The 22,089-nt window shown below is 60.9% G+C and carries 22 protein-coding genes; 2 read left to right on the forward strand and 20 right to left on the reverse strand.

Annotated features, from left to right (window positions below):
- Nucleotides 1-44: 44 nt before the first annotated feature.
- The 20 genes from ACO54Z_RS08490 to ACO54Z_RS08585 are packed head-to-tail and all read right to left on the reverse strand — an operon-like array spanning nt 45 to nt 19,174.
- Nucleotides 45-1,898: a hypothetical protein gene (locus ACO54Z_RS08490; RefSeq protein WP_485996617.1), complete on the reverse strand. Its 1,854-nt coding sequence runs from the start codon at nt 1,896-1,898 to the stop codon at nt 45-47.
- Between the two features lie 29 nt (nt 1,899-1,927).
- Nucleotides 1,928-2,371, reverse strand: a complete 444-nt coding sequence (locus ACO54Z_RS08495) for a hypothetical protein (RefSeq protein ID WP_485996618.1) — start codon at nt 2,369-2,371, stop codon at nt 1,928-1,930.
- A gap of 10 nt (nt 2,372-2,381) precedes the next feature.
- On the reverse strand, nt 2,382-3,737 hold the full coding sequence (locus ACO54Z_RS08500; RefSeq protein ID WP_485996619.1) for a hypothetical protein: 1,356 nt from the start codon (nt 3,735-3,737) through the stop codon (nt 2,382-2,384).
- Nucleotides 3,734-6,529 carry a conjugative transfer ATPase gene (locus ACO54Z_RS08505; RefSeq protein ID WP_485996620.1) on the reverse strand — a complete coding sequence of 932 codons (2,796 nt, stop codon included), beginning with the start codon at nt 6,527-6,529 and terminating at the stop codon, nt 3,734-3,736. The genes ACO54Z_RS08500 and ACO54Z_RS08505 overlap by 4 nt, the downstream gene beginning before the upstream one ends.
- Before the next feature lie 14 nt (nt 6,530-6,543).
- Nucleotides 6,544-6,969 (reverse strand): hypothetical protein, encoded by a 426-nt coding sequence (locus ACO54Z_RS08510; RefSeq protein WP_485996621.1) that lies wholly within the window; start codon nt 6,967-6,969, stop codon nt 6,544-6,546.
- Nucleotides 6,959-8,530, reverse strand: coding sequence for a hypothetical protein (locus ACO54Z_RS08515; RefSeq protein WP_485996622.1), 1,572 nt, complete (start codon nt 8,528-8,530; stop codon nt 6,959-6,961). The genes ACO54Z_RS08510 and ACO54Z_RS08515 overlap by 11 nt, the downstream gene beginning before the upstream one ends.
- Nucleotides 8,531-8,532: 2 nt before the next feature.
- Nucleotides 8,533-9,396, reverse strand: coding sequence for a DUF3438 family protein (locus tag ACO54Z_RS08520; RefSeq protein WP_485996623.1), 864 nt, complete (start codon nt 9,394-9,396; stop codon nt 8,533-8,535).
- Nucleotides 9,393-10,028 carry a DUF2895 family protein gene (locus ACO54Z_RS08525; RefSeq protein ID WP_298080535.1) on the reverse strand — a complete coding sequence of 212 codons (636 nt, stop codon included), beginning with the start codon at nt 10,026-10,028 and terminating at the stop codon, nt 9,393-9,395. The genes ACO54Z_RS08520 and ACO54Z_RS08525 overlap by 4 nt, the downstream gene beginning before the upstream one ends.
- Nucleotides 10,029-10,030: 2 nt before the next feature.
- The gene (locus tag ACO54Z_RS08530; protein WP_485996624.1) at nt 10,031-10,660 is read right to left on the reverse strand and encodes a DUF3487 family protein; all 630 of its coding nucleotides are present in this window, start codon (nt 10,658-10,660) and stop codon (nt 10,031-10,033) included.
- Nucleotides 10,661-10,670: 10 nt separating this feature from the next.
- Nucleotides 10,671-11,090 (reverse strand): hypothetical protein, encoded by a 420-nt coding sequence (locus ACO54Z_RS08535; protein ID WP_298080538.1) that lies wholly within the window; start codon nt 11,088-11,090, stop codon nt 10,671-10,673.
- A 15-nt stretch (nt 11,091-11,105) separates the two neighbouring features.
- The gene (locus ACO54Z_RS08540) at nt 11,106-11,357 is read right to left on the reverse strand and encodes a hypothetical protein (RefSeq protein WP_485996625.1); all 252 of its coding nucleotides are present in this window, start codon (nt 11,355-11,357) and stop codon (nt 11,106-11,108) included.
- A complete protein-coding gene (locus ACO54Z_RS08545; RefSeq protein WP_485996626.1) occupies nt 11,354-11,722 on the reverse strand; it encodes an RAQPRD family integrative conjugative element protein in 369 nt (122 codons plus the stop codon). The genes ACO54Z_RS08540 and ACO54Z_RS08545 overlap by 4 nt, the downstream gene beginning before the upstream one ends.
- 13 nt (nt 11,723-11,735) lie before the next feature.
- Entirely contained in the window at nt 11,736-12,458 is a 723-nt protein-coding gene (locus ACO54Z_RS08550) for a TIGR03747 family integrating conjugative element membrane protein (protein ID WP_485996627.1), read from the reverse strand.
- Nucleotides 12,458-14,791, reverse strand: a complete 2,334-nt coding sequence (traD, locus tag ACO54Z_RS08555) for a type IV conjugative transfer system coupling protein TraD (protein WP_485996628.1) — start codon at nt 14,789-14,791, stop codon at nt 12,458-12,460. The genes ACO54Z_RS08550 and traD overlap by 1 nt, the downstream gene beginning before the upstream one ends.
- 10 nt (nt 14,792-14,801) lie before the next feature.
- On the reverse strand, nt 14,802-15,275 hold the full coding sequence (locus tag ACO54Z_RS08560) for a hypothetical protein (RefSeq protein ID WP_485996629.1): 474 nt from the start codon (nt 15,273-15,275) through the stop codon (nt 14,802-14,804).
- Nucleotides 15,272-16,087: a lytic transglycosylase domain-containing protein gene (locus tag ACO54Z_RS08565; protein WP_485996630.1), complete on the reverse strand. Its 816-nt coding sequence runs from the start codon at nt 16,085-16,087 to the stop codon at nt 15,272-15,274. The genes ACO54Z_RS08560 and ACO54Z_RS08565 overlap by 4 nt, the downstream gene beginning before the upstream one ends.
- A complete protein-coding gene (locus ACO54Z_RS08570; protein WP_485996631.1) occupies nt 16,087-16,953 on the reverse strand; it encodes a lytic transglycosylase domain-containing protein in 867 nt (288 codons plus the stop codon). The genes ACO54Z_RS08565 and ACO54Z_RS08570 overlap by 1 nt, the downstream gene beginning before the upstream one ends.
- 9 nt (nt 16,954-16,962) lie before the next feature.
- Nucleotides 16,963-17,508, reverse strand: a complete 546-nt coding sequence (locus ACO54Z_RS08575; protein ID WP_485996632.1) for a hypothetical protein — start codon at nt 17,506-17,508, stop codon at nt 16,963-16,965.
- Nucleotides 17,505-17,657 carry a hypothetical protein gene (locus tag ACO54Z_RS08580; RefSeq protein ID WP_485996633.1) on the reverse strand — a complete coding sequence of 51 codons (153 nt, stop codon included), beginning with the start codon at nt 17,655-17,657 and terminating at the stop codon, nt 17,505-17,507. The genes ACO54Z_RS08575 and ACO54Z_RS08580 overlap by 4 nt, the downstream gene beginning before the upstream one ends.
- Nucleotides 17,654-19,174, reverse strand: a complete 1,521-nt coding sequence (locus ACO54Z_RS08585) for a hypothetical protein (RefSeq protein ID WP_485996634.1) — start codon at nt 19,172-19,174, stop codon at nt 17,654-17,656. Before ACO54Z_RS08585 ends, ACO54Z_RS08580 begins: the two co-directional genes overlap by 4 nt.
- Before the next feature lie 262 nt (nt 19,175-19,436).
- Here ACO54Z_RS08585 and ACO54Z_RS08590 point away from each other — a divergent pair, with 262 nt between their 5' ends.
- Nucleotides 19,437-19,853: a hypothetical protein gene (locus ACO54Z_RS08590; protein ID WP_485996635.1), complete on the forward strand. Its 417-nt coding sequence runs from the start codon at nt 19,437-19,439 to the stop codon at nt 19,851-19,853.
- On the forward strand, nt 19,850-21,886 hold the full coding sequence (gene mobH, locus ACO54Z_RS08595; RefSeq protein ID WP_485996636.1) for a MobH family relaxase: 2,037 nt from the start codon (nt 19,850-19,852) through the stop codon (nt 21,884-21,886). Before ACO54Z_RS08590 ends, mobH begins: the two co-directional genes overlap by 4 nt.
- Nucleotides 21,887-22,089: the final 203 nt, after the last annotated feature.

Genomic DNA, 22,089 nt, shown 5'->3' on the forward strand with positions numbered 1-22,089 from the left:
ATTTCTTAATTAAAAAGCCGGAGATTTCTCCGGCTTTTATTATTTTAATAACGACTTCCTCCTGGCGGTAAATTGCCCTGGTCTTTTCGGTTGGCGCGCCACTGGCGGAATTTATCCATCCCTTTTCCGGCTCCCCGGCCAGCCATCCCGGCAGTGCCACTGGTTGCACCGCCAGCCATCCTTCCGCCAGTCCTACCAATATTTTCTGCCTGACCATTAGCAACAGCAAGGGCAGCCCCTGGTCTTCCCCCACCTGCTTCATTAACCAGATACATCAATATCAACGGGAAGATGATATTAAAGACAGTACTGGCAGCATCCAGCAGTAGCCGCTCCACATAGTTGCCGCTTTGCCGTTTGACCGCGACTGCCAATGAATCAACATCCGGGTATAGCGCGTGCCACAGGGTAGCATCAAGATACTGGGTGATTGCCCACAATCCGGGCAGCAGGCTGATGATAAAGATCAGAATCAGCCCTTTCAGTATCGTTTCCCAGCGGTAATCGGCGATAATCAAATAAACTCCCCAAAAGGCAAAGATGCCCATCAACAGCATCGGCTGCAACAGTTGCAACAATACCCGGAAGAAAAACATTTGTGCATAGAAATTCACCGCATTATCGGCGATTGCTCCCAGTACGTCTGCCTTGCCGGTGAAGACGGACAGTACCGCACCAACGACGCCTAGAGCACCGATAGTTTCTGCGTTTTTACGATCTTCACGGCTTAAAGCCAAAGTGTTGGCACGATTAACATTAGTAATACCATAATAAACAAGATCATCATAAAACTTTTTTCCATATGTTGTTTCTGCATTGGATATACATTTCTTTTTATCATAAATGTCACCACCTTTTATTCCCAATTTAGGAACAGCATATCCTTGTCTATTAAATGTTATTTGACTATAATCCAAACAATCATTTGAGTTAACATTGAAACTGCTACTCATGGATAGCTTTGATGCCACATCATCTGAAATATTATCTTTCAGATCAGGATAAAGTCGTTTCTCCCACCATTCAAGACAAGAGGCAGGGCCGCTATTATTGGCTTGTTGCAGTTGCGAGTTATCCGGGTTGTTGGATGCCACTTCGGTTACACGATCAGCGCTATATAGCGGGTCGCCCTTGCCTGTACCGTTTTCAAAAATCTCTTTGACCACGTTTTGTTCTTCAGCATCAACCAGGCCGCCTATTTGCCCCATATCAGGATTCATGGCTATCCGGTACAATTTGCTGTTTACATAACTTCTTTCTTTGAAATCGGTATAGTCGTCATCCTTTTTGAATTGTTCCAACATTTTGCCGTAGGTTTTGGGTGCTTTGCTTTCCAGGTCATTGAGTCGGTTGCGAGCAGGGATGGCACATTCTTCATTAAAGCGCAATATACTTTGTGCCAGCTCCGGTTTGGTTACTTCGGACATTTTCATGACGGTTGCAAACTTGTTCACATCCTGCGCACAAGGCAATGCACGATAGATAACGTTATTGGTACCGGCACCAATACGCATTGCCAGCGACGGTAAAAGTGGCACCTTGCCGCTTTCAGCAACATCAAAGCGGTAATGGTTTTTCAGGTAATCGTAGGAGGCCTTGTCATTAATTTCCATGCTGGCGCAGATGCCGTTCACCGTCGCCCCTTGTACCGTAATGGTATCCAACGGCACCACTGCCAAAAACAGCGCAAAAAGCATCAGGACAAAGGTAATAATCCCTTTCTTGAACTGGCCATAGCGGTTGGCGCTGTCGCTCAAGGTGTCAATGAAGGTGAGAAACCCAAGCTTCATGAATGGCAGGAACAGCAGCCAGGTCATGGCGAACAGTTCGTACAGGGTGTTGTACATCATCCAGCCATAGACCGAGAGGAAGGCTTCGAGGTAGGACGAGGTGTGCATTTTTCTCTCCTTGAATCAAATCAGGTGGTTCAAATCAGATGCGGAAACTGCACAAAGATGATCTCGATGCAGATGAGCAGGCAGCCCGCAAGGCGGTGGTGCTGCAGCAGTTTTTCGTAGGAGAGGCGCATTTTGTCGCAGTCGTTGGCGCGCGCCTGGATGTCTTGCAGGGTTTCAAAGGTCGCGCCTTGCGCTTCGGCGTTGTCGTAGGCATCAATCCAGCCTTCCAGCTCCCGCGCGTAGCGTTCGGCGCGTTTGGCGGCAAATTTCGGCAGGTAGAGGATGATGCCTGCAATCGCCAGCCAGCGGATGATGCTGGTGAACCACCAGCCCGCATCCAGCAGTTTTTTAAAGTTCACCGTGCCTTCCGGGCCGACGAGGGCGAGCAATGCCAGGCCACCGACGATGATGACCAGCAGCACGAGGATGAAGAAGCCGAAGCGGAGGATGAAGCGGAATGTTCTGCGCAGCATGGCGGCCTCCTCAGCGGTAGCGGCTGTTTTGCAGGCGGGAGATGTCGTCCTGAATGAGGAAGTAGAGTTTTTCGTATTCTTCGCGGGCGACGCCGTAGAGGCTGGACTGCACCATGTCCGGCGCGTTGATACCGGCGCGCAGCACGTCGCTCGCCAGATAGAGGCGGGTCACCATCGTGTCAATCGCATCCTGCTTGGCGCGGTCTTCAATCAGTGCTGCGCGCTGGTAGGGGTCAGCGCGGCGGATGTCTTCCATCACCGCCGGCGCGATGAGGATGCCGGTTTCTTCTTCAAATTTTTTGCGGTCGATTTTGCGGGTGGCGTATTCGTTGAGTTTGGTCAGATAGTCGTTGCGCATTTCGTTGTAGGCCGGGCCGATGCTGCTGCCGGCGCGGCTTTCTACCCCACTTTTGCCGCTGGCATTGAGGCGCTGGGTGGTGCTGCCGTAGATGTTTTCAAGAAACGCGGCCATTTCCTTGCTGCTCTTGAAGTGTTTGGTAATCGGCATATCGTCGGTTTTGCCGGTGAGCGGGCTGTCCCAGCCGGTTTTGCCGTCCTTGTGGCCGGTGATGATGGAGTAGCCTGCTTTCACCAGCGACTGGGTGAAGTTGATCGGCTCCTGGTTTTCGCCGCCGTAGGCCTTGCCGTCGGCCATAACGATGCCTTCTTTTGCAGCCTTTTCGGCGACTTTTGCCTGAATGTCGCGGCTGTTTTTGAATTCTCCTTTTTCAATCATCCGCTTCCATTCGTCGCCAATGGCTACCTGCATCAGCCGGTCCAGACCGGGTGCCTTGTCGCCGTCGCGCAAGAGCTCACTGCGCACCTGCTCGCAGGTTTTGACGTTAATCTGGAACAGCTCGAAGTATTCGTCGAGGTTCAACTGGGTCAGCTGGTAGAGTTCGGGATTGACTTTGGCCAGCGCGTATTCCAGCGCCGAACTGGCGATGAGTGAGGGAAGGCTTTCCATAAATGCCCTGAATTCTCTTGCCTTTTCTCCGACGTTTGTTTCCAGCTGGTCTTTTATATTGGCGAAGGGATTGAGCTCGCCGCACTGGCGGTTCAGTCCGAGGCGGTAGCCCGCACCGAACTTGAAGGTCTGGCCGTAGTAGGCGGTGGCAACGCTGTCGGCGCCGGCGGCGGCTCCCGGAATGTAGTAGTAGCCAGCCTCGCCGCTGGGGATGTCATCAGCGCGGTAGTCCTGTCCCTTGCCCGGCAGCACCGAGTTGGGGTTGAACGGGTTGCCCTTGACCTTGACCGGTGCGGGAGTGCTGGCGGGTGCCGGGGCAATTTGCGCGCCTGCGGCGAGGCTGAGGGTGATGCAGCAGGCGAGCAGGGTGGTGCGGAAAAGCGGGGTGTTCGGGTTCATGGGCGTACTCCTTGCGGTTGGGATGGGGTTGCCACCGGGGCGGGGCTGAAGCGGTTTTGCCAACGGCGGCGGCTGGCAGAAATCTGGTCGGCGATGCGGATGGCGGCTTCCAGCTCGCTGATGCCGTGTTCGTCCATCAGCCGTTTGCGCGCGTTTTTTTCATCCGCGTCGGTTTGGGCGAGGGCGAGTACCAGCGATGGCGGGATGTAGCGGATGAGACCGCAGCCGAAGCGGTCGGAGAGCATCGTCCCTTCGGTGTAGTTCGGTTTCTCAATCTTGGCCTGGCGGATGAGGTAGTGCTCCTCCGGGGTGAGGTTCTTGAAGCGCGAGATTTGCTGCGCCTCGTCCTCGCCCATTGACAACAGCCACCAGAACTCTGCCTGCGACAGGATTTTGCGCGCGTCCTCGTGGAAGTCGGAGAAGTCCTGCGTGCCAAAAATCAGCCAGATACCGAGTTTGCGCCAGACTTTGGTGGCGCGAATCATGCCGAGGATGAGCATCACCAGTTTCATCCAGTAGTGGCCTTCGTCCGTATAGACTTCGATGTGGCGGCCATCGGCCTGGGTGCGTTCGCCGAGCGCGGTGATGTTGGTCAGGGTGGCAAGTCCGGCGACGGCGAACATGTCTTCGTTACCTTCGTTGGTGAGCGAGCCGGTTTCGATCAGGGTGAGGTCGGCATCGGCGTCAAAGCCGCCGCCGTGCTGGTTAAAGAGGCGGCCGCGCGGTCCTTCTGTCCAGAATTTGATGGCATCGGCAAATTCGCGGTAGCGCAGTTTCAGCGCCTCGACTTCTTCTTCGGCAGCGATGCGGCGCATGGCCTCATGGACGTCCTGCGGCCGCGCGTGCGGGTCGCCGTTTTCCTGGCTGGCGCGCAAGCCCTTGATCAGCGCGTCCTGAAGAAAGGCCATGTCCGACTGGGTCAGCCGTTCGGCATCGCTTTGCTTGCCACCGGTGGCCATGATGCGCAGGGTATTGAGCATCTCCGAGAGGTAGCTGCGCTCTTCGTCATCATCACCGGCGGCGTCTTCACCGGTCAGCGCCTGCGGGCGGCCGCTGTTGTCCGCTTCGCGCAGGGCTTTGGCGGTCTCGAAGAAGGGCGGGAAGGTATCGGTGGAGGCGCTGTTGAAGGTCATGCGTCGCACTTTTTTGCCCATCGCCTCGTAGTAGTCGGCGAGCAGGCCGAAGGAGTTGCCCTTGTCAAGCACGAACTGGCGTGGCGCGTTCACCGCCATGCTCATCAGTGCCATGCTGATCATCGTCGCCGATTTGCCCGCCCCGGTCGGGCCAAACACCATCTGGTGGGCGACGCGCGAGCGGTCGGATTTGAGGAAGGGGTTGCACATGAACGGCTCGCCGCTGCGCTTGTAGCCGAGGTAGCAGAGGTTGTCCGAGCCGCGCCCGGAGCCGAAGAACGGCAGGATGGAGGAGAGCTGGCTGAGGTAGGTCATGCGCGCCCGCAGCGCCGCTTTGCGGTCGTGCCTGAAGTCATAGACGAACGGCAGCGCACGGACAAAGCTGTCCTGGCTGATGAGGTCATCCTCCGGACGGATGAAGCTGAGGCAATTGGTCTTGAGCAGGGTGTCGCTGGCGACCAGGGTGCGGTCGAGCAGGGTTTCGTAATCGGGGGCGGAGATATAAGCACCCACTTGGGTGTAGAAGATGCGCTGGCCGTTGCGCAGGCATTCAGATTTGGCGGTATCCGCCTGCTCCAGGGTGTATTCCGCTTCGCTGGAGGTGCTGATTTGCGCGGTCGCCTTGATGGCATCAATGCGCCCGTCCAGCATCACTTTCGGCTGCGGCGCGATGGTCCACACCATCATCGTCCCTGGCGGCATCTGCTCCCACGGCGAGGCATCGCCTTCGCGGCCAATGCTGAGGCAGCCGTCTTCCGGCACCGCCTCCAGTCCGTGGGTGGTGAGGTAGCGCAGGTAGCGGTCGCCAAATTTCCAGATGCCGCGCTCCCCGGCATCCTCGCTCTTGCGGTATTCCGGCTGGATGGCAAAGCATTCCTGCCCCAGGTCGAAGTTGGCCAGTTGCTGTTTGTCGTCGTAGATGGCGCGGCTGGTGACTTTGTCATGTCCGGCGGCAAAGTAGGGAGCAAGCCAGCGGATAAGGCCGTAGCCGTCCAGCGGTTTTGCCTGGATGCGCATCCCGTTCAGGGCGCCGAGGAAGGCACCGACGTCATCGAGCAGTTTTTTCGCAGGAGTTTTGCGTTGCCGCTTCCAGTACGCCTCGCTCTCCAGGCGGTAGATGCAGACGTAGATTTTTTGCGTGGCGACGCGCCAGCCTTTTTCCTGGGCGACGCGCGTGTCCTGAAATGCCCCCAGCTCGTGCGTCAGCAGGTCGCTGTGCTCGCGCAGGAGGCGCACCACGTCCAGCGACAATTTGTCCTCGCGCAGATGCTCCGGCAGGCAGGCGTGGAGGTGGTCGCCGAGGTTGTCGATGTCGGCGTTTTGCAGGTAAATCTGGACGATGTAGGGGTTGTCCGGATTGTCTTTTTCCTGCGGCAGCTGCGACAGCGCCTTTGCCAGCGCGTCATTGAAGGCGGCGAGCGTTTCTTCCGGCTTGGCGTCCATGTCGGCCGGGGTGCATTCCCATACCGCGCCGATGTTGATGCCGTCGACCATGGTGAATACCCCGTTTTGCCTGTCGTAACCTTCCACCGGGAAGTAGTCGGCAAAGCTGGTCTCTGCCTTGAACAGGTTGCGGTAGTCTTCTTCAAACAGCGGGATGGGACCAACCAGCGGCGCAATGCCGGTCACGCGCAGGAAGAAATTTTTCAGGGGGTGCATCCGCGCCGTGCCGCTCATCGCGCCCATCCTTCGGCGGCACCTTCGCGCATCAGCGCGTTGTGATTGACCCGGTAGAGGCGGAATGAGGTGAAGTAGCCCGGTACCGCCATGCCGGTGCTGTTGTAGTGGGCATAGACGTAGCCGAGGATTTTCGGGTTGGGGACTTCCTTGAAGTCCTGGTTGAGCTCGTCAAAGTGGCTGCCGGTGATGCTGCTCATCGCCGTCCGGCTGCCGACTTCGGTCATGCGGCTGCCTGCGACCGGATAGCCGCCGTCCGGGATACGGCTGCCGCCGTCTTCACGGCTCTCGCGGTAGTTGCCCTGCCAGATTTCTTTGGTGGTCGGCCCTTCGTCGGGCAACAGTGTCGGCCCCTTGCTGCACGCGGCCAGTGTCAGCATCAGGGCAAGCAGGAGGGGGCGGGTGCAGGGGTCAGTCGTCATGGCGGGCTCCGTTGGCGGAATGACGCAGGTAGGACACCTTGCGCGCCTGGGTGTCGTAGTCGATGTCCACCTGCTGTTCGAGGATGATTTGTACCTTGTGCGCCTGCGGTACATAGACGACGTCAAAGGCGTCCATCGCCCGCTCGCGCACATAGGAAGCGATTTCGGCGGCGGTGCTGCCGATGCCTTGCGAGGCGGCGTACTGGTAGGTGTTGCCGCTGATATAGGTGTCGCGGAAGCCGTTGGCATCGGTGGTGCGGCGCATTTGCGCGTTGCCGTAGGCACCGGCCAGCCCTTCAAGGAAGGCAGCGGTGGCGCGCGAGGTCAGGTACTCGCTGCCGTTGTTGATGTAGGTACCACGGATGCACGGCTTGCCCCAGGAGTCGGCGAGATAACCGAGACCGCCGTTGCTGTCGCGGCTCGTGCCGTCGCCGACGGTGTGAATGCGGCCGTCCCTGAAGATGAAGGTCAGCACCTGAATCGAGCCGCGCACGCATTCCTGCTCGCGGTTGCCGACCACGGTACCGGCGGCGATGACCTTGACCACGCCGGGAATGCGGTGGCCGTTGGCGGCGAGGTTGTCCGCGCCCAGCTCAACCTGGAACTTGAACGGGTCATGCACGTTGCCGCCGACCGGCACCCGCCCCACCATCGGTGTCAGCGTCACCGCGCCGGTGAGCATCGTCGTCACCGGCAGGGTATAAACCGGCCAGCGCGTCGGCTGCGGCGGCTGCGCGAGCGCCGGATTCTGCCCGCTGCCGTTCGGGTTGCCGTTGAAGACGTTGCCGCCCCGGCTGATCATCCCGGTGAGGTTGTTCTGACCCGTGCCGGTTATCGCCCCGTAGGGCTGGAAATGGACGCGGCCATCGGCATCCGGCAACGGTGTCGGCGGGCGACTGCCGTCCGCTGCGCCGGGTCGCAGGGGCTGCGGTTTGTTGTCCTCACCGGTCAGGTTGTTTACCGCATTTTTGCCGTCTTCCAGCAAGCCGGTGAAGACGTTTTCGCGCGGGGTATCGTCGCGTTTCGTGTCCTTGTCCGTCGCCCCGGCGCGCACTTCTTCCGGTGTCTTGCCGGTGATTTTGGCAAGCTCTGCCGCGACCTGTGCCGACACGTCCGGCGGTTCGCGGTTGGCCATTTCTTCCTGGCGCGCCTGCATTTGCCCCAGCGTCTCCTGCATTTGCGCCATCTGCGCCTGCAATTCGCTGTTTTGCCGATTGAGCGCGTTATTGCGCTCGGCAAGCCCCTGCACTTCCTGGTTGAGCTTGCTGTTGGTACTCGTGGACTGCTCGCGCAGCTGCTGGCGCAGGTTGTCGATTTCCCGCTGCCGTGCCTGGTCTTTTTCCTTCGCCTCGTCCGCCTGCTGCTTGAGGCGGGCGGTCAAGGTGCGCACTTCCTGCGAGTAGCTGATGTCGTCGTCGCTGCGCTCGGCCAGCGGCGACAGGTTGTTGCTGTTGTGGTTCCAGGCGGCCATGTCCGGGCTGCTGCGGAAGTACACGCTGACGCCGGCAATGCCCAGCACGGCGAGCAGGAACAGGGTGAGGACAATCTTGGCCATGCGCATGGTTAGCGGCCTCCTGATGCCTGGTTGAAGGGAACGTCGCTGATGAAGACCCAGATGGTGGTATCGTCCTGATGACCGCGCGGTTGCAGGGTCTCGTGCAGGGTGGCGACAAAGAGAAAGCGGCCACGGATGGCGCGCGGGTCGAACGTTATCGGGTCAATGCCGGTGTTACGCGCCTGCACGGCGGTGATGTATTGCCCCTGATAGTGCCAGCTGTCGAGCACCTTCAGCTGCACCTTGCCCTGCCAGACGCGCAGCAGATGTTTGCCGATGAAGCCGTTTTTGACCCTGGCTGCCGGAAGATTGCTGATGAGCCGCGCCGGGCCGAGGTAGTGCTGCATCGCAAAGGCGGCCATGTCGGTGTAGTCGTACTGCGGGGCGTTGTCGGTCAGCGTCACCCCGCCGCCGCTGTCCATGCCTTTGCCACCCATCAGTTCGGCGACGAGAAAATCCGGCAGTCCGGCCTGCCGCGCCGCCTGTGCCGGGCTGGCGTTCTGCGCCTGCACTACCTGGGTCATCGCCGGGGTCAGCAGGCGGTACACGGTCTCGTCATCCCTGGCGGACGGGGTGGTGTGCAGGTCAAGCAGGATGACGTCACCGGCGGCGGTGGTGGCAATGGCGCGGCTGTTGCTGATTTGCCCGGTTGCCTTCCAGAACAGCGCGCCGTTGGGTTTGAGCAGGGTTTGCAGGCGCTCGCCGACGGCGGCGGGTACGTTCAGGTCAATCACCGCTTCGGGAAATTCGATACGGATTTCGCGGTTGAGCGGCAGCGCAATGGACACCGGGTCATTGCTGAGGGTGATGTCCTTGCCGCCGGCCGTGGCGGCAATCAGCAGCAAGGCGAGGAGGCGCAGGCGGGTGTTCATCGGGCAGGCTCCAGTTTGTCCTTGTCGTAGGCAATGGCGCGCGGCTCCTCCCAGTAGCAGTCAATTGCCAGCCCCCACGGGTTGTATTGGGTCGGCACGGTGTTGTGCACGATTTTCAGCGGGTACTGCATCGTCTGGTTGCGGGTGGTGACGCCGCCGACATCATCATCAAGCTGGTATTCGAGCACGACGTGCCAGAGGTCCCGGGAAATCCGCTGCGTCTTGCCGAGGTCGGCAATGGCGTTCTCGGTCGGCAGCAGGCGGCGTGAGCGCGCCTCGTAGAGGTTGGACTGGCGCTCGTAGCGGGTTTTGAGGTCGGTATAACAGGCGTTGGTGAGGAAGGCGCGGTACTGGTCCAGCGCTTGCGGAAACTCGGTCATGCAGTCCTTTTTGCAGAAATTGATGGACTCCCACAGGGTGCGGGCAAAGCCGTAAACGGTCTCGTTCGGCACGTCACCGCTTTTTTGCAGGAAGGCGCGCGAGATGTCGGGCGCGGTATAAACCGGAATGGCGTCCGGGTAGGTGGCGAACTTGTAGAGCGACAGGCCAACCATGAGCAGCAAAAACCAGATGATGCGGTTCTTGAAGCGGCCTTCCTGGGCCAGTTGCTCGTCTTTGCGTCTCGGTTGCACGGTTACTCCTGGTCGGATTTTGTGAGGGTGAGGCGGGGCTCTGCCCGCATCGGGGATTCAGGCAAGGCGTCCGCTGTGGCAGGGATGTCCGTGTCTGCTGTAGCAGGCAGGGCGTTGTCGTCCGCTGTGTCAGTAACGGCGATTTCGGGTTGGTCAGTTTTTTTCCGGCTCCAGGGGAAAACCATGCCCTTGCCGGATGGCGGTGTCTCCCTGCTGCCAGCGGGTGCAGCGGGTGTATTGCGGCTGCGTTTTTGCGCCTGCCGGGCGGCGTCCAGTAACGGATCATTGCGATTGCGCTCGCGCTGGTAGCGCGCAGCGGGCTGGATGAATTGCGGCCGTTTGTAAATCAGCGCGTGCAGCTCGTAGAACAGTGGCCGCCCGGCACGCAGGCTGGCAATGCGGTACAGGCGGCTGCGGGTAAACAGGTAGGTGATGCCCATCATCGACAGCATCCAGATGGGCACCAGGGTTGAGCCACGGAGAAAGGCGGCAGCGATCGCGGTGAGCAGGCTCGCCGCGAGTGCGCCAATCACCATGCCCCGGCGCAAGGCGGAGAAAATCTCGCTGCGGGTACAGCCCCAGAAAACGACGGGCTCCCGCTCCAGTTCGCTCAGGATGGCGCCGGGTTTCATGACGGCAGCCCTATTTGCTCGGCCAGTAGGAATCGAATTTGCCCACCAGCTCAAACATGTAGTAACCGACCCACAGCGCCACGCCGATACCGATCAGGATCAGCAGCAGGATGAAGAAGAAATAGCCGATATTGCCGTCGCGCAATGCCTGGCGCAGCGCGGTAAAAATACTGAGGATGGCGTCGCCAAAGACGAAAATCATGATGACGAACGGCGCGGCAACCACGATCAGCTTGATGAAGAAGCCGAACATACTGTTCAGGTTCTTGTTGTCGCCTCCGGCAATGTTGATGCCGGACAGCGGGTTGGAGGTGCCGCCACCCTGGCTTTGTTGTGCCAGCGCGGGCAGGGACAAGAGCAGCAGGATAAAGGCGGCAAACAGCAGCCAGCGCAGCGTTTGCGGGTTTTTGAGGGGTTGGATAAGGGTCATAAATACTCCTGGGGGTTATAACAAAGAGAAAAACAGCAAAATCAGGGCAATGCCGCACATGACGAACAGCAGCTGGAACCAGGTGTCCAGCCCCGGCTGCCGTTGGCCGTTGCGCATCACCATCCCCAGCGCCAGCAGGGCGCTGCAGGCAAAGAGGATGACGATCAGCGCCAGGCTGCCGAAGGAGAGCATCCCGCTCATGGAATTGCCGCCCATGCCGGTCGCGGCATTGAAGGCGGAAGCGATGTTTTGCGTACTGCCGCTCATGGCGACACCAGCGGGCGGGATTTGATGACGGCAGGCGGCGCGGCGTGCAGCTCCATCACCTCGTCTTCGAGGTAAGCGATACAGCCGTCACGCGCGGCGGTCAGTTGCGCGAGCAGCGCAGGGTAGTTGAAGCGGATACGGGACTTGTCACCTCCATGTTGGCGTTGCAAATTGCGGGCTACCTCAATCAGGTAGTCCAGTTCATGTACCAGCGCGTCAATGTCGCGCGCCTGGTTGTTGGCGGGCGTGCGGCGACTGCCGCGTTTTTTGCCGGTACCTGCAGCCAGCGCCGCATGACCGCCAGAGAGGGCGGCAATGGTGGCGGCGAGCAGCAGGCGGCGGGATGTTTCGGGGGACGGATTCATAAGCGCTCCTGCATCAGACGTATTTGCGGAAGGTGAAGAAGGCGATATAGGTGGCCATGCCGAAGACCAGCGCCGACGGCAACACCACCCAGGCCGGGTTGATCGAGACCGGCACGGAGAGATAGATGATGGGCGACCATGCCAGCGGGCGGCTGATCCAGATTTTGGCGTGGTGGAAGACGGCGGCGTGTTCGATACCGCCGCCTTCCTTGCGCAGCTCGCGCTCAACCAGACCGTCAATCAGGGCGACGACGAAGACGACGATGAAGAACACCGCGCTGAGCATGATGATGAACAGGCGCACCACGGTGTTCATCGCCGAGAAAATGACGCCCTGCCAGTACGGCTGTACGGTGAGCGCGGTTTGCTTGGCGAGCGCGATGAAGGCACTGTCGCGTGGCGACGGGTGCACCTGGAAGGAGAGGTAGTCGTGGACGGCGCGGCTGATGGCGAGCGCGACCTCTGCCGGAGAGCGGCCGAGAATGGAGGTGGTGAAGTGTTCGCCGAGCCAGGCAATATCCTGCGACAGCACGGTGAGCGAGTGATCGGGACCCCACCAGCCGGCGAGCATGCCGAGCCAGTCAAGGACGGTACCGATGACGACCGAGAGAAAGAGCCAGACGACGCACTTCCAGACGAGACGGAGGGTGCCGCTGATCGGTGAAAATACTGGCGAATCGGTCTGCGGGGCGGCAGGCGGCGCGTTGTTGGCGGTAGTGTCGCGTTGTCTTGCCATCAGTCACCGTCCATCAGCGCCGTCTGCTGCTGCATGAAGGCATCGCTGTCCAGCTCGCGCAGGTAGCTGTTGCACAGGTCCTGCATACTGCCGTACTCGCCGTCGGCGAAGATTTCGTCTTCGCGCAGGTATTCCTGATAACGTGCCCAGTCGGTATTGGTGGGGCTGTTGCTGTAGTTCTTTTCCATCTCCCGCGCGACCGCATCGATGTCATCCGGTACCGCTTCGCGGGTGTTGTAGCGGAGCAGCGGGATGCGCAGCTTGTAGAGGTTGTTGCCGTCGAGCAGGGCGAACGCCTGTCCCTTCGGCAGCTTGGCCAGATCGGAGGTGCGCAGCAGCTCCACCGACTGCGACACTTCACGCGATTGTGTCGAGGCATGGAAACGCACGCTGGAGGTGATGTCCGGGTTGTCGGAGGAGCCGGAGAAGGTGGCAATGTCGCTGACATTGACCTTGTTGGTCTTCTCCACCAGCAGGCGGGCGGTGCTTTCGTTCAACACGCGCAGCATGACCACGGTGTTGAAGTTGCCGAGCATCTGCTCCGCCTTCGATTTGCTGCCGACGCGCGCCTCAATGTCCGGCAGGGTCTGGGTGTAGGCAGTCACCTGCACCCCGGCACCGCCCGCCTTGTTCAGCATCGGCACGAACTCCGGCCCGGCCAGTTCGTTGAACTCGTCCGCGTGCAGGCAGATTTTTGGCTGGTAGCCGGTTTTGGGATAGGCGGGCAGGCCGTGGTCGGCGCCGTGCTTGTAGAGGCGTCCGGCAACCGAGGTAAGGTCGGCGAACATCGAATTGCCGACGGTGGCGGCCACTTCAGCATCCGACAGCGCATCGAGGCCGATATAGACGATGCCGCGCGCCTGGATGATTTGTGACCAGGAAAAGACATCGCGGTTGAGGTCGGTAAAATCCGGGGCAATCAGGCGGGAGACCGCGCCGGTGGTCATTTTTTCGAGGAAGGGATCGAGCGAGGCGACCAGTTTCGCCATGTAGCTGGCATCGGTCTGAAATGCCTTCATCATGGAAAGTGCCACATCGCGCTCGGTCGGTGTCAGCGGCAACTGCTCGCCCACCTCGCGGAAGAGCAGCCAGAACGCCTTGCCGCGCTGACCCCGGTCGTTCATCGCACGCGGGATAACGAAGTTGAAGCCCGCATCACGCCGCTTCTCGGCAGGCATCAGCAGTGCCGCCTCGTACTCGGCAAGACGCGGGCGGTAGTCGTGGTTGTGCCGCTGGTAGAGCAGTTCCATCACGTCAATAAAGAGCGGCTCAACGTCGGCGCTGTACTGCTTCAGCATCGGGTAGCTGGGGGTACGGCCGAGCAGCACCAGTCCCTTGGCAATCTGGTTGACAAATGCCCAGACGAACTCGCGGAATGCCGCCGACTGCCCTTCGCCCGGCATCTGGTTGGCGATGCGGGTTGCCACTTCGGTGACGCGGAGGAAGGAGCCGACCGGGTTGTACTGCGCCGACAGCTCCGGGAAACCCAAATGGAACATATAGAACTGGTCTTCGCGCCCGGCGGCCTTCGCCTCGACGTACATCCGCAGCAGCAGTTCGCGGTCGCCCTTGGGGTCGAAGACGATAACGATGTCGCCGCGATGGATGTCCTGGGTAATCAGCACCTCCGCCATGCGCGTCTTGCCGACGCGGGTGGTGCCGAAAACGATGGTGTGCGAGACCCGCGTCGGGAGCGGCTGGTACACCGGCTGCTCGCCTTCCGGCATACCAACGGTGTGCAGCCAGGTTTTGCCTTCCAGCCCCGGCGCGGGACGCCACGGATTGAGCAGGCTATCGGATTCCAAATAACGGGCGAGCGCACGGGCAAAGAGGCCATGATGCTGGCGGTTGCAGTAGGCGCGGGCACGATAATAACCGTCGCTGAAGCGGGTAAAGCGCTGGTTCTTGTGCAGCTCAATGTCGTAAAGGCGTTGCGCATGGATGGATTCCCAGAGGAAACCCATGCCGAGAAACTGGTTTTTCAGCTGGCGCAGCGCACGGCTCTCCATCCGGTAGGGCGGCAGGCGGGTGAGGTTGCGCTGATAGCTGGCGACGTAATAACCGTGGCAGCCGCGCACCCAGGCGCGGTAGAGAAATACTGCCGAGCCCGCCCAGGCGATGGACGGCACCAGGAGCGCCATTTCGGAGGCGAGAAAGAGGAAGGCGGCGCCGACGAGGTACGCCCAGACGGCGGTGTACTCGTGGATGTCGCGCAACAGTGCCTCTTTCGCATAACGCTTGCGCCCGCCGCGCATATCGGCGACGGTGCGCAGCATCAGACTGCGCAACAGGCGGCGCAGCAGACGAAACGGCAGGGAGAACAACGCACGCATCACGCAACCCTTACGGCGAGACCTGACCCTGGTCGTAGAGTGCCGGGTAGTAGCGGATGCCGATGACGTGCAGCATCAGAATCAGGCGGTTGTCGAGGTCAAAACGCTGTACCTCCAGTGCAGGCCAGGCCTCGCGGAACTGGCGCAGGATGTCGGCGTCGCCGATGAGCAGCACGGTGTAATGCTCCGCCTGCAAACGGTCGTGGTATTTCTTCAGGAACGCGACCGAGAGCGGGTCGGCACCGACCAGTGCCAGCCTGACCGGCACCACCGCCTGCACCCCCGCATCCTTGACGTGATAAGCGTCAAAGACGGCGTTCTGCGGCGCTTTCGCCTGAAGACGCGCCACTTCACCGGCCAGGTCGTCATTGCTCGCCCATTCCTCGGTGGGTACTGTCCCCGGCAGCGGCGCGGGCTGGTCGGCAAACACTGCCCCGGCGACAGCAGCGGCGAACAGGGAAAAAAGCACGGATTTCAGGCTCATTGCAGGCTCCTCAAATAGTTTTTGGCGTACTGGCGCACCGTTTTCACGACGTAGTTGCGCGTCTCGCGGTAGGGCGGGATGCCGCCGTAGCGCTCAACCGCCCTGGGGCCGGCGTTGTAGGCGGCCAGCCCCAAATCCACCCGGCCAAAGGTGCGCAGCTGTATGCCGAGGTAACGGGTACCGGCGTCAATGGCGATCGCCGGTTCAAACATGTCCGCCGGGTCGTAACCCATCGCGCGGGCGGTATCCGGCATCACCTGCATCAGCCCGCGTGCCCCCTTGGGCGACACCGCGCCCTTTTGGCAGGCACTCTCGCTGCCGATGACCGCGCTGATGAGCAGCGGCGAGACGCCGTAACGCGCCGATGCCTGGTTGATGTGTTCGGCATAGCAGGGATGAATGGACGGCCGGGCGACGGCAGCCTTGCCGACGGCGGCAGGTTTGACGGCGGGTGATTGGCGCGCGTGCAGACGGCGCGCGGCGAGCTCCGCCTGTACGCGCGGCAGCGTCGCCTGCGCGAGCGAAAGTTCGCCGGGGAAATCGGCAAGGTGCAGTTGCCACAGGCCGAAAGGAATGGACGGGTCGGCCTGGAGATAGCGGATGAGCGTCTGCTGGTCGCGCAGACGGATGGGCTGGTTGTCGCGCCACACCAGCCACGGCCAGGTATCGCTGCCGTGCCAGAGCGTGGCCGTGTCCAGTTGATAACGGGCGGCCGCTTCGCGGATGTAATTCGGCGTGGTCGCAACGGCGGCGGGTGCGGCAAGTGCGGACGGCAACAGGCAGGCGAGGCAGAGCGGCAACAGGCGGCGCATCAGATCCTCCCCTGCCGGTGGGCGACGGCAGACGGTGCAGGTTCAACCGTTTTGCCAATCAGCTCCGGGTGCTGCTTGTAGGTGAGGTAGTAGCCGAGAACCGAACGGACGTAGTCGAAGGTCTGGCCTTCGCAGTCCGGGGTGGGATGCCAGTTATTGCTGGGACAGCGCGCCCTTTGTTTTGGGGTATAGGCAAAAGAAGCAAGCGGTACACCGTTCGGGGTCTTGATCCCGGAATTTTTCCCTTTGAGGCGTGTCCCGTGCAAATAACTGTCAGCGGTACCTTCGCCTGCGTTGTAACCTGCAGCGATGGTGCGGATATTGCCGTTATAACGGTCAGCCAAAAATCTGAGGTAGCGGTTCCCGGCATTGAGATTGCATTCAGCATCGTAAGGTTGGTAGCACTTCCAGCGGCGCGCGGTATCCGGCATCAGTTGCATCAGTCCCATTGCACCAACGCCATCGGATCTGGCCTTGAGCTTGTAAACAGATTCCTGGGTAATGATGGCGTGCGCCAGCTCCACTTCGACGCCATTGGCATTGGCAACGCGCATGATTTGTCCGGCATAGGACAGGCGTCGCGCTGACATGGCCTTATAAGTGACCGGCTTGAATTTGGGTGGTGGCCAGTTCTCGTCAACCTCCGCCCTGAGCGCCACCGGCGTACTGTCTTGCGGCGGGATCGGCTCATTGCTGCCCATGCCGTCGCCACCCACATCCGCCGCGTCACTGTCATAACTGCTACCCGTCGTGCTTTGTGTCGTGTCGTCATATTTGAGCTTGCCCGACGGTTTGTCGCGGTCGAAACAGCCTGCCAGCAATGCCGACAGGCCGATGAGCAGCAGGGTGTTACGCGCGGCCATCATGGTTGTCCCTTACGGTTTGACCGCCGCTTTGCCGGGAGTAGCCGCTGCCGGGGGCGCGGCTGCGGCATTTTTCGCGTCATCCGCCGCATCCTGGCCGCCGTGTTCGGCGATGTAGGCGTCAATCTTCGCCTGCATCTCGTCGGCTTTGGCCTGTTCCTGTTCGCGTGCAACGGCACGCGCTGCCGCCTGCGCTTCCAGTTCGTTGTAGATTTTGGTTTTTTCTTCAGTGACCATCACCGCGTAGGCGAGTTGCGCCCGTACCGCGCGCATTTCATCGGCGGCTGCCTTTTTCGCGTAGTAGCGCATGGTCTCGTCGTCTGGCGCGCTAATCGCCAGCACTTCCAGCGGCGTCAGCTTCGGGTAGCGGAAGCGGCCCTCGTTCACCATCACTTCCTCGTAGCGTGTCATTTCCTTGTCGCTCAGTTGCCAGTGTTGCTGGAATCCCTGGCGCTGCGCGGTGGTGGTATAGGTGAAGGTGGTCTCGGTGCGGTTTTGCGCCTGGGCGGCAGTCAGAAGCAGGCACAGGGCGGGAAGCAGTAGCGGTTTGCAGATCATTTGCGGTCTCCGGGAATGCACCAGTAGGTGCGCTGGGCGAAATCAACGGTGAGGTCGCGCTCGCGGTAGCGGCAGGCGGTGTCCGCAGAGCGGGTACTGGCGCAGGCGGTGAGCAGGCAGGCGAGGGAAACGAGGGCGAGGAGTCTCATGGTGCGTCCTCCGGGGTGGCAGCAGCGGCAGGGGCGGCAGGCGGGGTCATGCTGGCGGCGGTTTCGCCATGCGCTGCTTTCGCGGCAGGCGGACGCAGGCGCTGTTGCGGCGGCACATGGATGGTGCGTTTGGCAATCAGTGCCGGCGGCGGGCCGGGCAGGTAGCCGGTTTTGACCGGGGTGGTGGCCGGATTTTCAGGCGCGGCGGCGGGTTTTGCCTGCGGCGCAGTGTCCTGCGCTGTGGCAGGTTTGGCGGCAGCTGGTGCCGTACCGTCCGCTTTTGCCGGGTTGGCCAGCACGGGTGCAGGTGCTTCGCTTTTTGCCGGGGCGGGCGCGGCCTTTGCGGGTGCAGCGGGCTGCGTTGCTGCGGGTACCGGTTTTGCCGTGGCGTCTGTGGCAGGCTTTGCCGTGGCGGGGCTGTCCGCCGGGTTGGCTTCCGCCGCCTTTTTGTGCCCGGCTGGTGCAGGCGTTTTTTCTGCTGTTGTGGTCGCGGGCGTGGCAGTTTTGTTGCCCTCCGGGGGCGTCTTGTTCTCTGTCGGGGCAGCAGCCTTTTTGGCCGCCTTGTCCGGTGTGGCAGGGTGTTGCGCCGTTGCGGGGCGTGATCCAAGCGCGGCACCTTTGGCAGCACGTTGTTGCTCGTTTGTCACCTTGTCCGCTGCGGTCGCGCCGGTCTTCGCCGGCGTGGTTTTGGTCGCAGGCGCTGCGGCAGTGGTTGCCGTTTTCTGTGTTGTTGCGACCGCGTGGCGGTTGCTGGCTGCAGTCTGCTGTGGGACTGCGGCGGCAGCGCTGTCATTGCCGGTCGCTGTCACCGCCGGGCGTAATGCCTTGCGTGTTTTGCTGCGGCGCTGCTCACGCGGCGGTTGCGGGGCATGGGCATTGTCGGCGAGGCGCTGCGGCAGGGTGCTTTGCCAGTCCTCACGCACTGGTGCGGGATACGCTGCGGTCGGGGTGCGGTAGGTAGTAGCGCTGTAATCCGGGGCAGTTTGCACCGCCGGGAAACTGCCCTGCGGCGGCAGGTCGGCGTAAACCGGGGTGGCGGCAGGGGCAACATCCGGGGCGTGGCTGGTGGCGGCAGGACGGGAATGGATACCCACGGGCGGACGGCTGTCGTAACGCGCCTCCACCTCAAACGAAACGAGTCGGTTGACGGGATCAACGACGAGCGCCCAGCCGTCACCGGCAATCCAGCCCAGCGCCTGGTCCAGCGGCATCGGGCCAATGCGCAGTTTGTGTTCGGGCAGCGGCTGGTTGTAGAGGCGGTAGATGCGGTCATCGGCGGCATGGCTGTCGGCGAGGCGCCAGCCGGTACCGTCCAGCAACTGCGGCAGCGCCTGCCCGACTGTCCCCGGCGTGAGCTGGCGGTACACGGTTGCCTGCAAATCATCGTTGCCGTGCTCCTGGCTGATGATGGTGTAACCACTACCGTAATACTCGCCCTGCGGCGCGGCTGCGGCAGAGGCAGCCAGCAGCATCAGTGTGGCGGTGAGCAGCCGGTAGCGTCGTCGGGTACGTTGCATATACGGGAGTCCTTTCTGTCCGGGGGTTGCTGCAACGTTAAAACGCCCTGCGTCATAATCCGCCGGGATACGGGAGCTTTTGCGCGGGCATTTGTCCCGTATTCCGCTGGCGCACGGGAGAAAAAAAGGTAAAAGGACAAAGGATGAAAAGGGCCAAGGGGCCTGCCCCGAAAGGAAAAACGCGCCACATGGGGCGCGTTTTCAAGGGGAAAAGGTTCAAGGGCGAATGGTTTTTTAATGGTAAAAGAAAGGATTAAAGGAAATGACCACACCCGCTACGGTGCAATCCCATCCTGTCGAAATCCTGCGGCAACGTTACGCCTGGCACATCCGGCAACTCGATGAAATCTTCTCCGACCCGGCGTTTTTGCAACTGACCCATACCAGCGCAGATGAGCTGCCTGCGGCACAAATCGCGGCGTTTTTTGAAAACGCCGACACCATGCTGCTCAACGCCAACCTCGGCAAATACGAGCGTGCCTTCACCCGCTTCGTCTGCAACCTGTTCTGCTTCAAAATCCAGGTGTTTGACAAGATGCGCCCCACCCGCCTGTGGAATGCGCTGGACGAGCCGTTTACCGCCTTCGCCGCACGGGTGCGACAACCGGCTTTTCAGATCTCGGAAGTGCCGTATCCACCGAGCGAGGTCATTATCAGCTGGCTGGAGTTGCGCGGATGATGGGCAGCGGCCTGCTGCGCAAACTGTTCCAGGGCGGCGCGTCCGCCCCGGCGGCGGCTGCGGATGCGGATGCGGCCAGCGTCTTTCCGGTGCTGGCTGCCGAAGCGCTCTACACCCGCCTCAGCCTGCATAACCGCCTGCGTGGCATCCGGCGCAAGGTCGCCATCGACCCGCAGCGCTTCGAAGCGATGTACGGCAAGCCCATCGCCAAATACTGCGAAACGGTGCAACTGCTGCCTGCCTCGCAGGCGCACCACCACGCCTATCCCGGCGGCCTCATCGTCCACACCCTGAGCGTGATCGAATACGCCATCAACGAGCGGCAAAAATACACGCTGCCGCTGGCCTCCGAGCCGGAGGTGATTGAGGCGCAAAAAAACCTCTGGACCTACGCCGTCTTTGTCGCCGCGCTCCTGCACGACATCGGCAAGGCGCTGACGATGGCCTGGTACATTGACGCGGCGCAGGACAAAATCAGGAACCCCGCCGCCGGCACCCTGCTGCAACAGGGCTGCAAACACTACACCCTCAAATTCCGCCCGACCGCGCATTACCAACTGCACGAACGCCTCGGCCTGCTCTTCCTGCCGCAGCTGCTGGACAGCATCAGCCTCGATTACCTGACGCGCGACCTGGACATCTTCAGCGAAGTACTCGGCTACGTCAGCGCGGACAGGGCATCCTGGGGCAGCATCGGCGCCATTGTCAGCACGGCCGACCAGATGTCGGTCGCCGCCGACCTGCGCATTGCCACACAAACCGGACGGCCGCGCCAGTTCGCCGGTGCCGACATCGAAAACTTCGGCGAGCGCCTGCTGAAAGCATTCCGCCTGCTGATCGAAGAACGCAAACTGGCGGCAAACCGCCCCGGTGCCGTGCTCTACCTCTCCGACGACCAGCGCTACGTCTATGCGGTCGCCAAAACCATCGCGGAAAAACTGCGCGAAAAAATGCAGTCGCTGGGCGCGACCGACGTCCCCGCCGACAACACCCGCATCTTCGACGAACTGCAACAGCACGGGCTGATTGAAGCGACGGCAAACGGACAAGCCGTTTTCACCATCCATGTCTCCATCCCGCACGCCAACTTCGAGCAGGACTTCACCACCCTGAAAATCGACAGCCGCAAACTGTTCACTGTGGCAAGCCTGCCCGCGAAAATGAGCGGCAGCGTCAGCGAAGGCGGCAAAGCTGCAACAGCCAGCGCCCCGGACAATCCCCCTGCAACCGCAGCAGCGGCAGCACAACCCCTGCAACAGCCCGTGCCCACGCCTGCCCTGCAACAGGAAGCGACAGCGCCCGTACTGCCGCAGGGTACGCAGGAAGCAGCCGTACTGGCACAGGAAGCGGTAGCGCCGATCGTGGAAATCCTGCAACAGGACGTCACAGGAGGCCATGCACTGGCGCAGGATGGCCTGCCGCCGGAGCTGCAACTGGCGGCAGCAATAGATGCGCTGCCGGATGACCCGTTCGCTGACCCGCCGGGGGTCGCGTTACCTGTGCCAGCCGTGGCGGATGAAATGACGCCCCCGCCCGTCCTTCCTGTGGCAGATGCGGCCATGCCTGTACCCGCAGACACGCCCGCCCACAAACCGCCGCCGGACCGCGACCCGCAAAGCATCGTGGACGGCTTCTTCGCCTGGCTCTGGCAAAAAATCGCCGCCAAAAACATTATCGTCAACCGCAGCGGCCAACCGGCCTTTGTCCTGGAATACGAAAACCGCAAATGCCTCGCCGTGGTCTCGCCCAAAACCTTCGCCGATTACGCCCGCGATGCCGGCCTGTTTGCCAAAGAAGGGACGATGAGCTTTGACGACATGCGCAAGGCCGCGCAAATCGTGCAATCAGCCATTCACAAACGGCGCAGCAACATTCCCGCAGGCAGCAAACAAATCCATTACCGCCGACCGGTGACCGCACAAGGTGCCAATGCCAAACTCTCCCTGTACTTCTTCGAGGCGGAAAAAATACAGCATCCGCCCGAATTGCAAACATTTCTTGACAAATGCGAGGTGAGCACGATACTAATATAGAAACGTCATAAAAATGTGCCAAAAAATATGACGTTTGGGGGCGATCCTGCTCCACCCGGTCATGGAGACGGGTTTCACGGGTTCTCTGACAATCTGGCTGCTTTTACCGAAAATGCTCTTTATGGAAGAAGCGGATAAAAATTATTGATAAACACCTTTCCCGCCATCCTGTATGTAAAAGGCGCAACCTGCCACGCAATGTC

The organism is Cardiobacterium sp., from assembly GCF_057314735.1.

What these genes read in the sequence shown, in the direction of transcription:
- ACO54Z_RS08490 (WP_485996617.1), bottom strand. Translation starts at nt 1,898, where the DNA reads ATGCACACCTCGTCCTACCTCGAAGCCTTCCTCTCGGTCTATGGCTGG.
- ACO54Z_RS08495 (WP_485996618.1), bottom strand. Translation starts at nt 2,371, where the DNA reads ATGCTGCGCAGAACATTCCGCTTCATCCTCCGCTTCGGCTTCTTCATC.
- ACO54Z_RS08500 (WP_485996619.1), bottom strand. Translation starts at nt 3,737, where the DNA reads ATGAACCCGAACACCCCGCTTTTCCGCACCACCCTGCTCGCCTGCTGC.
- ACO54Z_RS08505 (WP_485996620.1), bottom strand. Translation starts at nt 6,529, where the DNA reads ATGCACCCCCTGAAAAATTTCTTCCTGCGCGTGACCGGCATTGCGCCG.
- ACO54Z_RS08510 (WP_485996621.1), bottom strand. Translation starts at nt 6,969, where the DNA reads ATGACGACTGACCCCTGCACCCGCCCCCTCCTGCTTGCCCTGATGCTG.
- ACO54Z_RS08515 (WP_485996622.1), bottom strand. Translation starts at nt 8,530, where the DNA reads ATGCGCATGGCCAAGATTGTCCTCACCCTGTTCCTGCTCGCCGTGCTG.
- ACO54Z_RS08520 (WP_485996623.1), bottom strand. Translation starts at nt 9,396, where the DNA reads ATGAACACCCGCCTGCGCCTCCTCGCCTTGCTGCTGATTGCCGCCACG.
- ACO54Z_RS08530 (WP_485996624.1), bottom strand. Translation starts at nt 10,660, where the DNA reads ATGAAACCCGGCGCCATCCTGAGCGAACTGGAGCGGGAGCCCGTCGTT.
- ACO54Z_RS08535 (WP_298080538.1), bottom strand. Translation starts at nt 11,090, where the DNA reads ATGACCCTTATCCAACCCCTCAAAAACCCGCAAACGCTGCGCTGGCTG.
- ACO54Z_RS08540 (WP_485996625.1), bottom strand. Translation starts at nt 11,357, where the DNA reads ATGAGCGGCAGTACGCAAAACATCGCTTCCGCCTTCAATGCCGCGACC.
- ACO54Z_RS08545 (WP_485996626.1), bottom strand. Translation starts at nt 11,722, where the DNA reads ATGAATCCGTCCCCCGAAACATCCCGCCGCCTGCTGCTCGCCGCCACC.
- ACO54Z_RS08550 (WP_485996627.1), bottom strand. Translation starts at nt 12,458, where the DNA reads ATGGCAAGACAACGCGACACTACCGCCAACAACGCGCCGCCTGCCGCC.
- traD (WP_485996628.1), bottom strand. Translation starts at nt 14,791, where the DNA reads ATGCGTGCGTTGTTCTCCCTGCCGTTTCGTCTGCTGCGCCGCCTGTTG.
- ACO54Z_RS08560 (WP_485996629.1), bottom strand. Translation starts at nt 15,275, where the DNA reads ATGAGCCTGAAATCCGTGCTTTTTTCCCTGTTCGCCGCTGCTGTCGCC.
- ACO54Z_RS08565 (WP_485996630.1), bottom strand. Translation starts at nt 16,087, where the DNA reads ATGCGCCGCCTGTTGCCGCTCTGCCTCGCCTGCCTGTTGCCGTCCGCA.
- ACO54Z_RS08570 (WP_485996631.1), bottom strand. Translation starts at nt 16,953, where the DNA reads ATGATGGCCGCGCGTAACACCCTGCTGCTCATCGGCCTGTCGGCATTG.
- ACO54Z_RS08575 (WP_485996632.1), bottom strand. Translation starts at nt 17,508, where the DNA reads ATGATCTGCAAACCGCTACTGCTTCCCGCCCTGTGCCTGCTTCTGACT.
- ACO54Z_RS08580 (WP_485996633.1), bottom strand. Translation starts at nt 17,657, where the DNA reads ATGAGACTCCTCGCCCTCGTTTCCCTCGCCTGCCTGCTCACCGCCTGC.
- ACO54Z_RS08585 (WP_485996634.1), bottom strand. Translation starts at nt 19,174, where the DNA reads ATGCAACGTACCCGACGACGCTACCGGCTGCTCACCGCCACACTGATG.
- ACO54Z_RS08590 (WP_485996635.1), top strand. Translation starts at nt 19,437, where the DNA reads ATGACCACACCCGCTACGGTGCAATCCCATCCTGTCGAAATCCTGCGG.
- mobH (WP_485996636.1), top strand. Translation starts at nt 19,850, where the DNA reads ATGATGGGCAGCGGCCTGCTGCGCAAACTGTTCCAGGGCGGCGCGTCC.